Annotated in this window: 15 protein-coding genes; 5 read left to right on the top strand and 10 right to left on the bottom strand. The window is 38.4% G+C overall.

Annotation, left to right across the window (positions count from 1 at the left end; genetic code table 11):
• The first annotated feature begins 85 nt into the window (after positions 1-85).
• On the top strand, positions 86-1,159 hold the full coding sequence (locus NF867_RS07615; RefSeq protein ID WP_252587220.1) for a sensor histidine kinase: 1,074 nt from the start codon (positions 86-88) through the stop codon (positions 1,157-1,159).
• Positions 1,149-1,877 carry a LytR/AlgR family response regulator transcription factor gene (locus NF867_RS07610; RefSeq protein ID WP_252587219.1) on the top strand — a complete coding sequence of 243 codons (729 nt, stop codon included), beginning with the start codon at positions 1,149-1,151 and terminating at the stop codon, positions 1,875-1,877. The genes NF867_RS07615 and NF867_RS07610 overlap by 11 nt, the downstream gene beginning before the upstream one ends.
• A 36-nt stretch (positions 1,878-1,913) precedes the next feature.
• Here the strand turns inward: NF867_RS07610 and NF867_RS07605 are convergent, their stop codons facing one another.
• The 5 genes from NF867_RS07605 to NF867_RS07585 form a co-directional block, all read right to left on the bottom strand.
• Positions 1,914-2,321, bottom strand: coding sequence for a septal ring lytic transglycosylase RlpA family protein (locus NF867_RS07605; RefSeq protein ID WP_252587218.1), 408 nt, complete (start codon positions 2,319-2,321; stop codon positions 1,914-1,916).
• Between the two features lie 14 nt (positions 2,322-2,335).
• Positions 2,336-3,367, bottom strand: a complete 1,032-nt coding sequence (locus NF867_RS07600; protein WP_252587217.1) for an MBL fold metallo-hydrolase — start codon at positions 3,365-3,367, stop codon at positions 2,336-2,338.
• 119 nt (positions 3,368-3,486) lie between these two features.
• On the bottom strand, positions 3,487-4,137 hold the full coding sequence (locus NF867_RS07595) for a hypothetical protein (RefSeq protein ID WP_252587216.1): 651 nt from the start codon (positions 4,135-4,137) through the stop codon (positions 3,487-3,489).
• 146 nt (positions 4,138-4,283) lie between these two features.
• Positions 4,284-5,732 carry an ATP-binding protein gene (locus NF867_RS07590; protein WP_252587215.1) on the bottom strand — a complete coding sequence of 483 codons (1,449 nt, stop codon included), beginning with the start codon at positions 5,730-5,732 and terminating at the stop codon, positions 4,284-4,286.
• A 136-nt stretch (positions 5,733-5,868) separates the two neighbouring features.
• On the bottom strand, positions 5,869-6,951 hold the full coding sequence (locus tag NF867_RS07585; RefSeq protein ID WP_252587214.1) for a helix-turn-helix transcriptional regulator: 1,083 nt from the start codon (positions 6,949-6,951) through the stop codon (positions 5,869-5,871).
• Between the two features lie 178 nt (positions 6,952-7,129).
• On the opposite strand from NF867_RS07585, the gene NF867_RS07580 reads away from it, so the two are divergent.
• Complete coding sequence (locus NF867_RS07580; protein WP_252587213.1) at positions 7,130-7,519, top strand: hypothetical protein; 390 nt, start codon at positions 7,130-7,132, stop codon at positions 7,517-7,519.
• On the top strand, positions 7,467-7,751 hold the full coding sequence (locus NF867_RS07575; RefSeq protein ID WP_252587212.1) for an RtcB family protein: 285 nt from the start codon (positions 7,467-7,469) through the stop codon (positions 7,749-7,751). The genes NF867_RS07580 and NF867_RS07575 overlap by 53 nt, the downstream gene beginning before the upstream one ends.
• Positions 7,752-7,952: 201 nt before the next feature.
• Here NF867_RS07575 and NF867_RS07570 read toward each other — a convergent pair whose 3' ends face one another.
• Positions 7,953-8,990, bottom strand: a complete 1,038-nt coding sequence (locus tag NF867_RS07570; protein WP_252587211.1) for an acetylserotonin O-methyltransferase — start codon at positions 8,988-8,990, stop codon at positions 7,953-7,955.
• A 60-nt stretch (positions 8,991-9,050) separates the two neighbouring features.
• Here NF867_RS07570 and NF867_RS07565 point away from each other — a divergent pair, with 60 nt between their 5' ends.
• On the top strand, positions 9,051-9,518 hold the full coding sequence (locus tag NF867_RS07565; RefSeq protein WP_252587210.1) for a DinB family protein: 468 nt from the start codon (positions 9,051-9,053) through the stop codon (positions 9,516-9,518).
• A gap of 124 nt (positions 9,519-9,642) precedes the next feature.
• Here the strand turns inward: NF867_RS07565 and NF867_RS07560 are convergent, their stop codons facing one another.
• The 4 genes from NF867_RS07560 to NF867_RS07545 all read right to left on the bottom strand — a co-directional run bounded on the left by NF867_RS07560 (position 9,643) and on the right by NF867_RS07545 (position 12,726).
• Complete coding sequence (locus NF867_RS07560; RefSeq protein ID WP_341870037.1) at positions 9,643-10,041, bottom strand: lysozyme inhibitor LprI family protein; 399 nt, start codon at positions 10,039-10,041, stop codon at positions 9,643-9,645.
• Positions 10,042-10,212: 171 nt separating this feature from the next.
• Positions 10,213-10,773, bottom strand: a complete 561-nt coding sequence (locus tag NF867_RS07555) for a hypothetical protein (RefSeq protein WP_252587208.1) — start codon at positions 10,771-10,773, stop codon at positions 10,213-10,215.
• A gap of 18 nt (positions 10,774-10,791) precedes the next feature.
• Positions 10,792-11,673 carry a hypothetical protein gene (locus tag NF867_RS07550; protein ID WP_252587207.1) on the bottom strand — a complete coding sequence of 294 codons (882 nt, stop codon included), beginning with the start codon at positions 11,671-11,673 and terminating at the stop codon, positions 10,792-10,794.
• Between the two features lie 54 nt (positions 11,674-11,727).
• Positions 11,728-12,726 (bottom strand): DUF481 domain-containing protein, encoded by a 999-nt coding sequence (locus tag NF867_RS07545; RefSeq protein ID WP_252587206.1) that lies wholly within the window; start codon positions 12,724-12,726, stop codon positions 11,728-11,730.
• Between the last annotated feature and the right edge of the window lie 255 nt (positions 12,727-12,981).

Genomic DNA, 12,981 nt, shown 5'->3' with positions numbered 1-12,981 from the left:
TACCTGTGGTTTCAAGCAAATGGTTTATACAGCAGCTTTTGCATGACGAATAACATTAACAGCCAGTTAAAAAGCATTTACTTTTATGATCAAGAACGAATTCATGGATCCGCTGTCAAAAGCTCAAAAAATTAAACTCTACTCAACTTATTGGTTGGGCTATATTTTGCTTTTCAGCTTAATACAAGGAATGCCTGACAATGATTTTTCGAGTGCCTTAACCAATGAACTGTTCAGCATTGTGCCCCGAATTATTTTTGTTTTGGTGGTTGTAGAGCTTTTAATTCCGCAGCTTGCTTTCAGGAAGAAAACCGTTCAGTTTATTGCTGTATATGTTGCACTGATCGTCGTTTTTGCTTTTGTGCAACGCTTGATCGACAACTACCTGATCATCAGTTACGTTATGAAGCACTGGATGCCTGAACCTTTGTTCTCTATTCCGGTGATGCTTTATAACATCCTGAAACTGCAGTTTGTGGCTACCATTCCAGGGGTGCTTAAACTCTTTACTCATTTTGCTGAGCAGAAAAATAAGCTCCAGCAGATCTTAGCGGAGAAACTTCAGGCCGAATTATTTTCATTACGGAGTCAGCTTCAGCCACATTTTTTGTTTAATGTGTTGAATAGCCTGTACCTGAAAATTTTAGACAAATCAGATGATTCAGCGGAGATTGTTCTTAAAATTTCCAACCTGCTTCGTTTCTCTATCTATGATGTAAACCGTAAATCCATTTCGTTGGAAGAAGAAATCGTTTCGCTGAAAAACTATATCGATTTACAACAGCTGCGCTTCGACAATCGGCTTGATATGAGTTTAAGTGTTCATGGTGCCGTGAATGGTTATCATATCGAACCGTTCTTAATTCTTCCTTTCGTTGAAAACAGCTATAAATATTGTTTAAATGATGCCCTTTCATCGGCCTGGATCACCATTGCTGTTAGCACTAACAGCGGTTGGCTGACTGTAAAAATTGAAAATAGCTTACCCGAAGATCTTCCTTCAGAAGAAGAAAAAGATATGGCCTATTGTGGGGTAGGGATTGCAAATGTTCAGCGCCGACTGGAATTACTTTATCCCGACGAGCATCAGCTAACGATCAAGAATAACGAGTCGAGTTTCTTTGTTTCTTTAAAACTAAAGATGAATCATGTTGCCTAGCATTAACTGTATCATTATTGAAGATGAGCTGCCTGCGTCAAGGTTGTTAGAAATGCATATTGCCAAGCATCCTTCGTTGATCTTAAAAGGAAGCTTTGTGAGCACGCTTCATGCGCTGGCCACCCTGAAAAGAGAAAAAATCGACCTGGTTTTTTTAGACATTAACTTACCGGGAAAGTCGGGAGTTGATTTTGCGAAAACACTGGTAGGTAATACTTCGGTGATTTTTACCACCGCCTATGCCGAGCATGCCGTTGATGGATTTGATTTAGACGCTATTGACTATATCTTAAAGCCGATCTCGTTTGAGCGATTTTCAAAAGCCGTTGATAAGTTTTATAAAACAAGGAACCTAGTTCCAGTAGCCGAAACAATCCCCGTTTTGCCTGTGGAGAAGCCCTTCATTTTTGTAAAATGTGAGCGTAAAATGATGAAGTTGAACTTAGATGAGGTTCACTACATAGAATCGCAGGGGAATTATTTACTGATCTATACCGATAAAGGTTATTTTAAAACCTACCAATCCATCACCGAAATGGAAGAAAAGCTACCCGAAAACTCGTTCTGCCGAATCCATCGTTCGTTTTTAGTTTCCATTTCGAAGATCAAGGCGTTTAACAGCAATTCGGTAACTGTTCAAAATAAGCAGTTGTCCATCGGAAGGCTTTACAGCGCTTCAACCAATAAATTGCTTCAGTCGCTAATGCTCATCTCTTAACGATGAGATTGAAACCCTAATTCGTTTAACTAAGAACTATTTCTTCTTTTTCGATTTCTTATACTTGATCTCTACCCGAGCGGTTCCTGTTGATTTTAATCCTAATTGATTTGCAGCAGAGCCCGAAACATCAATAATCCTTCCGGCAACAAAAGGACCACGATCATTAACCGTAACTTTAACAGTTTTGCCATTATCCAGGTTCTTCACCTTTACTTTAGTTCCAAATGGCAGGGTTTTGTGTGCCGCGGTATATTTATTCATCCTATATTTTTCACCGCTAGAGGTTTGCCGACCTTCAAACTTATCGGCATAATAAGATGCTTTACCTGTTTCAGTTACCTTTGGCGAACAGGAAAACAGCAGTGTTGAACATAAAACGAATAGTATCGGCTTAATAAAATTCATGTCTAAACATGAGAATGATCGTAGATCGTAATTCATAAATCGTAATTCACTTAAAGTCTCCACCATGTTTTATCGGGATAGCTTTCCTCCAAAACAATTGGCTCACCAATTAATGGCGTTGTAACTTTTAGGGCAAGCTTTTCTGCTTCTTTCAGCACCCGCTCAATTGGTTCGTCCCATGCATGCAAGGCCAGGGTGAACTTACCCCAATGAACCGGTAATAGAACTTTTGCATTTAAATCAATTGAAGCCTGAACAGTTTGCTCCGGCAGCATGTGAATGGCTGCCCATTTCAAATTGTATTGCCCCGATTCGAGAATGGCTAGATCAAATGGACCAAATTTCTCGCCAATTTGTTTAAAATGCGTATCGTAACCACTATCGGCGCCAATATAAATTCTCCAATTTCCGGCTTGCAGCACAAATGAGGACCATAAAGTTTGCGCTCTTTTTATGCCACGCCCGGAGAAATGGCGGGCAGGAGCAGCAGTAATGGAAAAGCCTTTTAGTGGATCAGCGGTTTCCCACCAGTCCAATTCGTGAACAATTTCCTCATTAAAGCCCCAATAACTCAAATGAGAACCCACACCCAGCGAAGTGACGATCTGCTTCACCTTGGGTTTTAGTTTGAGTACGGTTTCCAAATCCAGGTGATCGTAGTGGTCATGCGTTAAAATGAGTAGATCAATTTCAGGGAAATCTTCTACTTTATACACATCACTGCCATCAAAGCTTTTTACCCCCAAACCGAAAGGAGCCGCACTTCCGCTAAAAACCGGGTCGACTAAAATGGTCTTGCCCTCAATTTTAATAAAGTACGAGGAATGCCCAAACCAAACCAGGGTGGGATTGTCCGATTTTATATTCTTTAAATCAGTTAGTACCGAAGGGAGTTTTTTATCTGGCGTTGTATTCTTAGGCTTGTTCAAAAACTCGATCATCGTTTTCACCATCGAACCATCACCCGTCATCATAACGGTACGCGATAGGTTTTTAAATGATCCATCTTTATAATTAGGCGATTGATAGATCTTTTGAAGGCGCTTGCCCGCAGGCTTTTTGCCAAAGGTTTTAAGTGACATGCTTAAAATAAAAACTTAACGAAATTAAGGAAAGAATGTTTTGGGAGGGCGAAAAGCGCTATAAATTGTTGGGCAATTTTCAGGGGCTTTTTTTAAAAGTGGTTTTTTGACTATGCATTTTAGTAGCCTTTATGGCTTTCCCCCACCCACAAATTGCCTTTCTTTATTAAAAAGAGCTTGTCGTTCTCTCCATACGGATTTTGCAATAACTTATAGTCTGCTTTTTTGACCAAGCACTTATAAAGTCTTTTCTCGTGATAATAAAGCTCTATGTTCGTTTTTTTTAAATCTTCCAAATCTGCAAATTCACTTTCCCAAAAGACATCTTCGTCCCAATGCAAACTCCAAGAGAGTTTATCCAACTGAGCAAGTTTTGGGTCAAAACGGTTCTTATGAAACGTATGTTGTTTAGGGACTTTTGTAAATAGCTCTTGATATCGATTGATTTTTTCTCCAACGGCGGCCACAACTTGGGAATTAATAAATCTATGCTCATAAAGCCAAATTTTTAGATAAAATGGCCGTTCTTGTTTCAATAATTTCTGTTCCCAATTTGCATAAATCTCAAGAAGATGCTTGAGAATTTTCTTTTTGTAGTCAGAGGGGTAATGTTTTTCCGTGAACAGATTAGCCCAAGGTCCAACCTTAGCTTTAACATAGTAATAGCCTGAGGAGTTAAGCAAGTCAAGGTCTATATCGTAATTCCATTCGAACCAATCATCAATTTCCTTTTGTCGGCGAGCGAGTCCTCTGATTTTTTTTTGTCTCAATTTGCAATAGAGTTTTAATGTTATACGCTAACGGTTTGGGGCTTTGAGTAAGTGGGATTTCGACCGCAAAGCTTCAAGTTTGCAGATCGGCCCACTTTTAGCAACAGCTTGCCGTACGTTTTGCCTTCTACAATGAACTTTATAACCTAATTACTGTTTTTCATTTTCAAGGTTATGTCGCCAATGTTGTAACTGTAAATAGAGGCCGGCAAAAACGAAAACGAAAGGTCATCTGCTTTTTTTAAGCCTGCCTGATCAATAGTCGTTACCAAAGCTTTTTCGAAAGAATTTGCTTTACAAAACTGTATCAAACTTTTTAGTTCTTGCGGTTTTTCAAAGTAACGGTTACTCCATTTTATTTCTACCCCCCAAACAGGTTTATACTTTTTGTCATCAACCAAGACTAAATCCACTTCTCCTTCATTCCTGCCGTCTTTCCAACGGGCATAGGTTAAATCTAACTTTTCTCTATGCATCCATTGTGAAAGGACAGCTGTCTCTACCATATTACCCATTTCACTGTCGGTTTCGGAAATAGGTGAAAATAGTGCCGTGCGCAAAGATGGATTAGTTAAATACACTTTAAAACTCGTGACTCTCTTAAGACGTTTGGCATTTACGTCAACTTTGTTCAATACTTTTATAAGAAATGCTGCTTCTAAGTATTCTAAGTATTTTTTGAGCGTGTCTTTTTGTATTCCACTTTCTTTACTCATTGTTTCGTACGAAAATTCGTTGCCAGTGTTGTAGGCAATGTATGTAAAAAAGCGGTTTAACTCCTGTACGTCTTTTATGCCATATAGACTAGGTAAATCGCGTAACAGCACTTTGTCAACAATATCATTTTTTACATATCTACCCATATCGCTTTGTATCTTTTCTGATAGCACCACTTCCGGATAACCGCCAAAGTTCAAATAGAGCACAAACTCTTTATTTAGGGCTTTTATATTATGAGTAAGACAATAAGGTATTTGTTTATCACCATATATAATGTTACCATCATATATGAGGTGATTCATATTTTTAAGATGAATGTATTCTTGAAAAGTAAGCGGTGGTAGCATAAAATCGGTAAATCTACCCGCCCCGCTTTCTGTACTGTGCCATTTCAGGGCGGCGGCGGCTGAACCCGATACAATAAATTTGGTTTCTGGGTACGAATCCACCAACACTTTGAGATGACGTTCCCAATCTTTGAGATATTGTATTTCATCAAAAAAAACATAGCACCCGATTAAGTTGCTTTGGTTAAGCGATTTTTTACAGAGGGTTAAAATGTCTTCTAAACTTAAATGAACATAAATAGGATTATCAATGCCTACAAAGAAAATTTTTAATGGATTTACTTTTTCAACCAATAATTGCTGTATACTATGAAACAGCATGACAGTTTTGCCTACGCGTCTTGGCCCCATAAGAACCAAAGCCCTTCGCACATTTTTTTCGATTACATATGGATAAAATAGCTTAAAATACAAGCGTTTTGACATAGAACTGTATGCCTCAGGAATTTGTTTGTTTAGCCACCAAGGATTTTCGTAGCGTAATCGTTCTACGATTTTTTCTGTCGGAATAAGACTTAATCCACTCATAAATAGTTTTATTCTTACTAAATTAATAAAAATAAGTAGATTTAAAACATCTTATTTAAACACTTATAGACACAATAGGCGGATTTGGCTATATTCTTATAGTTATTCTGCCGAAATGAAAATGCTTTCAAAAACTTTAAACCCTGCTATTCCTCATATTAGATGAAAACACCTCCACGATCTCATCATCAATTTCAAGAACCTTACTTTCTTCGTAGTAAGCTGATGCAGTTTTTAATCGTTTCCCTATTCGTTTCCGGAGTCCTCGAGGCCGTATAACTTCAATAAAATCGCCAAAGCCGAGAAGTTCACGTTCTAATTCAAAGTTGATAACTACACAGATCTGAAAGACAATGCCCTTATCATCTTCTTTAATGATCCGCTGGCTGTTATGAATTGGCTTGGTAATTACGTAAGGTGCGTTCTTTTTGTCTATCCAAAAAAGTATGTACTCAGGGCGTTGTCCAGCGTTTTTAGTAACACCAATCACGTTTTCAAAAAAGGTGCTTGGGTTAAACAGGGTATTTTCCCTGTAGGCAAAATCAGCGTTTACAGAAATATCCTTAATCCTGTCGAGCGCCAGTGTAAGATGAACTTTTACACGGTTGGCCACTCCTAAAATAAACCAGCGGTTTCGGTACTCTTTTAACAAATACGGGTGAAACACATACACTTGTGGTTCGGCAGCCTTAAACGATTGATAGGTTAGATTGAGGACCTGCTTTTTTATGATCGCCTGATAAAGGGTGTCTAAATAATGAAGCCCTGTTAATCGGTCATTCTTTTCAAAATCAATTACCGAAACAGAATGGGTTTTACTGGTGTAGATCTTATCCTCCAAACGATTTACCATACCGCCAATTTCTTCGAAATGCGAAAAGCCTTTAAACTGCTTTAAGATCTGCACCACTTCTGATAGGGTTCCCAAATCCTGATCGGTTAGCGGAATATTGGTAATGCTGTATTCTGCATCGCTATAGGCATAATACTTCTTGTCTTTTATAATAATTGGCGCATTATAACCCAGCTTATTGCTGCGCATTAGCTGAATATCCATCTGCACCGTCCTACGACTTACTCCTTTATCTATTCCCTCAAATTCATAGAGGGCTTCGGAACAAGCATCAATCAAATCGTCGAGCGTCCAGCTCCTATACTTGTTTCTTAAGCAGTTGTCGATGGTTTTATAGCGGATTAATGCATTACGATTTATAGGCATAAAAATTTTTTATAAAAAATGAAAAAAAATTTACCTGCGCAAAAAGACTGCGCACTTAGTGTATTGCTTTGTAGTGTCAATTAAAAACAACGAATATGAAATTCAACTTAAGCATTAAAAACTGGGTGGGTAAAACTACTAATTACGAAAAAGCTCCAGCTTTAAATTGACGCCAGAAATGGAGCTTTATAGCAGAGTTGTAACAGCAACCCTGGAAGACACTTTTTACGAGGCAAAAGATAATAGGGCAGGGTTGATCAGGGATTTGATTAAAAATGTAAACGCTGAATTTGTTGGAAAGCTTGCTATTTATACAAGGGAAAAAATGCATTTAAGATCCATTCCATTGGTTTTGGCTGTTGAAATGGCAAAACAAAACTCAGGAAATACCCTGACAGGAAAAGTGGTTGAAAGAATAATTCAACGGGCTGATGAGCTAACAGAAATGCTTTCTTGTTATCAAATGGCCAACATAAAACCTGGTGCTAAAAAGTTGAATAAGCTTTCCTGGTTCTATGACCGCACCTGGTTTTATTGTGCGCGGAAAAGGGGAGGAATCATCTATTAATTCGGCTTCACATGGAGCTGGAAGACGTTTATCAAGAACGCAAGCGGCCAACTCCATTACCCGTCATGAATTAACCAAAATACTCAACAACGAAGGAATTACCCTTATTGGCGGCGGTTTGGATGAAAGTCCGCATGCCTACAAAGACATTAACGAGGTCATGAAAGCCCAAACTGATTTGGTTGAAACCATCGGTTTGTTTTATCCAAAGATTGTGAGGATGGATGAGTAGGTATAAAACCTATTTATTTAATAAAAATGAAGAGACATTCTCTGTTTTTGGGTCAGCCCTGAGCCCATCGTAGGGTCATGTTGAGCGAAGTCGAAACACCCTTCGACTTCGCTCAGGGTGACTGTAACTTCGACTTCGCTCAGGTTGACTGTACATTGATTAATGAAAAAATGCATGCCCTATTCTTACCGTTGGAGCTTCTTACTTATAAGCTATCGCGGCACTGCATGGACCAGTCAAAGGCATGATCTCCACTTTTTTGAAGCCGGCCTTGGTGGCCCATTTTTCAAAATCAGCGAAAGAATAGTCAAAGCCGTCTCCGTTTTCGAGTAGCATATTCAGGCTCATCAGTAAGCCAAAAGTGTTTTGCCGCCTGTCGTTATCAATAATGTTTTCGATGGCAATAAAAACGCCCTTGTCAGGGAGCTTATCATAAATTTTATTAATTAATTGCTGCTTGAGTGTTTCATCCAAGCCATGCAAAATATTCCCCATGGTATAAACTTCCGCATCTGGTAACTCATCTCTCATAAAATCACCGGTATGGTGAGTAATGCGATCTTGCAGATTAAACTGCGCAATTTTCTTATTGGCCAAAGGTTCTACTGGAGCCAAATCAAAGTTTATGCATTGAATATTTGGATGCTTCAAACAAACCTGGATACTTAGCCAGGCATCAGCACCGCCTATATCTGCCATGATTTTATATCGATCAAAATCGAACTTATTAACCAATGCTCGGAAGTTTCCACTCTGAATACCACTCATGGCATCCATAAATTCCTGAAGTTTTTGAGGGTCCTGGTATAAAACCTGAAAAAGGTCCATATTCCCTTTGCCCGATTCATTCTGCGGCTTTCCCGTTTTCAATCCATTTTCGAGGTTACTCCAAACGTCATAAATACGATTATTGCACATTTGCAAAATACCACCTATGTATGAGGGTTTATTCTTGTCCAAAAACAAGTCGGTATCGGGTGTGTTGCTGTAACCGGCTGAATCAAAGATTCCCTCCCTGTTTAAAAACCCCAATGAAACCAAGGTGTCCAGCCAATCAAAAACATGCCTGTCGGTAGTTTGTAGCCCTAATTGATTTTTGATTTGCTTTGCGCTTTGCTGTCCTCTGGCTAATACGGTAAACAAGTTAAGTTTAACCGCTGTTAAAAGTGTTTTGGAGGCCCAAAAACCCATTCCTACCTGCATAATGCGCGCAGGATCGATAGTTGTTTGCTGTTCCATAGTACGTAAATTGGTTATAGAAATTTACGAAAATTTGCCCCTCGCTTTATAAATTAGATCATGGATATTTTTCACGAGCAATACGAACTAGTTAAAGGCAGCCGAGGTGTTGTGCTTAATTATTGTGCCCAGATGAGCCCTGAGCATTTAAACAATGCTGTACCTAACTTCGGACAAGGAACAATAAAGGCTACTTTGCTTCATATAAGCAACACCTACGTTTCCTGGCTTTCAAAATTTGCCTTTCAACAGGATGAATCTTTCCTTTCGTCTGAAGAGATTTCGGGACTAGACGACATAAAGAAACAATTTGAGCGGGCTAACAACGCGGTTTCGGTATTTCTTGCGGCTTTTCCGGACCCCGAAATACGAATAACAGGTTTAAAAAACGATGTCAGTCTTAATTTAACCGTGACCGAACTTTTCACGCACGTTACTACACATGAGTTCCATCACAAAGGACAAATTATGTTGATGGGCCGCATATTAGGTTATACTCCTCCTGATGCCGATATCATTCGTTTCTGAAAATAAAAAAGGGGCCAAAGGCCCCGAAAATTTTTTTTGAAAAACCACTCTTAACGTTTTAGTATTGTCAATGACACAATGAAAATAGGATCGTCTTCGCCATCACAGGGTAAAATGTTAACCTCTAGTTTTTAATTTTGACCGAACCCGAGCATCCATCACCATCCTCAATTCCTGCAAGCCAAATTTTTAATTTCTTTATGCGATCAAGCGTTAATTCTGTTTTGTACATATTCCAACACATTGGCTGCATACTACCATAATAACCTTCATCCCTGTCTGGGTATTTAGCGAGCATTTCAGCATCCCGAAATTGCACCCAAATTCGTTGTGCAGTTTTTAAATTCTTAACAAAAACTATGTCTTCGCTATATTCCTTAAGAATTTTTTGATATACAATGTTCAGTTCTTTATCCGTCTTTTGATACTCTCTGGCTGCTTTCTCATTCATTTCGAGTTGAGTTTGTCCGAAGCAAAAGCTTGTTATCAGACACAATAGGGATAAAAGATAAAGTCGAATCATAGGGGCAAAAAATGGATTTACTTTAGTGAATTAAAGCCTTAACTTTAAAGCTTGCCAACGGCGATGAAAACAGCTGTATCATAGTCCGACGTGTCGTAAAGTTATTAATTAGATTGAAAGTTCAAGTTTGCACCACCGCCGCCTTTTTGGCAAGCGGCCGTTAGCGGTAGTTTAGTTAATTTGCCATCTTCCGTTTTCTGTCAATTTATAAGATAATAGCTTTTCTCTTCCAGTTCCACAATCGAGATTATTTTCTATCCATTCCCGTATTAATATCCTTTTGGTATAAGGGTTATAAGCTGGACGAGAAATACAAACATAACCCCTGTTAAATTTCCGTTTCCAAAGGACCTTATACAAAGAGTCTTGTTCTTTAAATAGCAATAATTCATTAAAATCATCATTAGAAATAACTCTTATATTTTTAAACTTTTTGGGGTCCCATCGATAGGTTGAATCTATAATAAGTGGTTCAAGATAATATTTGTTATCACCCTTGATTCTTCTTAAAAAATCTGGTTTGTTAATTGGATGAATAAAAATTTTTCGACCTGTTACTAGCGTATCAAGTCTAGGAAGATAGTAGTTATTAACAAATAGATAGGATTGTTTCTCATCAAGATATCTATATGTTGCTTTTTTAATCATCTCCTCATTAGTCAAGTCCTTAGGTGTTTTAGTCTGGCCACAGCTTACAAGGGAAAAGACTAAAAGAAAAATGAGTTGTCGCATATTTTAAATTACCACTAACTACTTTATAGTAGGAATCATTCCTCTTACGCCCATATCTTCCACTGTTTCCCCGGCATCTGGTTGAAAATAGCCGTCGGCAACTACTTCTTTCCACTCAAAGCTTTTATTTGTAGATAATGAAACTTCAACAACAATATCCTTCGTTTCATTGCCGGTAATTGTTAGTTTTTTGTTGAAAGCAGCCGTAACCACACAACTACCCGCTGGAATTGGTGAAGTGGTGCTAATTGGATTTACCACCGTTGTTTTCGCAGCATCCCCCGAAAAATTTTTCCCTAAAACCTCAAATGCCCAAAAGCCCTGTTTCTTATTCGCATTTACTGCTAACGAAGTGTTTTTGATGTTAAACGTTTTTATGAAAGTGTTAAATCCTAAAAAAGAAGCCACCGTTCCGGATACATCAATTGTGGTATTGGGATCTAAAGGGTTTTTGTTTTTAATAGTGATATCATAATTCTGATACGCCAAACTTACCCGCAGCCATTCGTAATCACCCGGTTTAATATCTTTTAACGGTATTCTGAAAAACTCTTCGCCATTTCCAACCGCTTTGTTCTTTGAGAAATCGATGGCATTTGCGCCTCCTTCGGTTGTTTCGGCAGCATGAAATAAAACAGTACCTGCTCCAAGCTGAGTTAAAGCATTTGGTGCTAACTCAATATAATGAGAACTCATCAGATTAAATACTGGTGATTGCCCAGCGTTTCCAGCAGGAATAGTTGAGGGTTGGCCAATGTTATTTAACCGAATCTGGGTAGGATCAAATTTGAACTTGAAAATCAGACGTGCCTTCGAAGAAGGTTCATCATTTGATTTTGAACAAGACAATAACGTGGCTGAAGTGGTAATCAACAGAAATGCTTTTTTGATATATCTCATTTATGGTTATGATTGAATTCAATCATTTATACTGTTGTGTGCTAAAAAAGTTGTTTAGAACGAATAACTCAGCGAAGTGATGATGCCAAAATCGTTTTTACCGGAGGCGCCTGACAAAGGCCTGTTATCAAAGTTGTCGTAGAAAGTTAGTCCGATGAAAAAATCGGTGAAGATCTCCACTTTGGCAGAAATATTGGCTTCGGTTCTGAAACGTCCAACTTCGGTTAAGCCAGCAAAACCTACCAACTGCGCATCAATGTTTATTTTGGGGGACGAATAATGGAACTTCTTAAATGCCAATCCTGCAAAGGCCTCCATGTTAAACTTTGAATCCTGAATATCATCCGACTGCTCCCTGTTGCCAGCAATACCCCCACCTGCTCCAAGGCGATTGTGATTGTTGTAAATTAAATCTTTACCTCCGCCAAGCTGCATTGAAACACGACTTTTTAAACCCAGTGCTGTATTTTGTTGCCAATAGAGCTTTACCTCTACACTGTAATTATTTTTAAGCAGCCTGATAAATTGAATGGAGGCATCCTGCTTTTTCGTTAGTGGTTGGCTGGTGTCGGCGGGTTGACTGCTGACAATAGAGCTGGCCTTTAAAATCGTTTCGAACTTTGGCATTCGATAATCAGCCATACCGCCCATATTAAACTGGCCCACTTTACTCGAATGCGTATAATTAAACCCGGCATCAATATTCCCATCAATTCGTTTCCAAAACCGATCTTTAATAGGTGTTATCTCCACCACATTGTTCAGGTTGGCCAGCTTATCATTATAAATTATAGAATCTAGTTGACCTACTTTCAGCTCTCCCCAGCGGAATTTTACTTCATAAACTTTATAGGACTGTATCCACACAATTTGCTCCCACTTTACATTTATGGTGCTCATTGCATCGGTTTTAAAAGTTAACATGGCAAATTTTAAACTCTTAATTTCTCCGGTTAACATGTCTCCGTTTTCTAAAAGGATCTTATCTGTTTTTTGTGAAAAAACAGTTATTGAAAACAAAAGAAAGAAACATAGCAAAAAGAGAGATCGCATAGTTGGACCAGATGAGCTAAGCTTAAAACCGCCGTTTATACGTTAGTCTATTATCGAAGTGGTTCTATGAAGGCGATTGATATTTTAACTTAAGAAATTTTGAGGATAAAAACACTAGTCGTTTTAATCAGGGCAAAATTAAAACGGCTGTTCAAAAAGTCAAACTAACAAATACAGTCATGTTGATTTCTATGACAAAACCAAATCATTTTTATAGGTGGTTTGGTTTTTTATTAGGGCATATATCCTGTGAAT

Origin of the sequence: Solitalea agri, from assembly GCF_023914155.1 — a bacterium.
GTDB lineage: Bacteria > Bacteroidota > Bacteroidia > Sphingobacteriales > Sphingobacteriaceae > Solitalea > Solitalea agri.
Note: the sequence above shows the minus strand (reverse complement) of the source record. Positions and strands in the feature narration are given on the sequence as shown.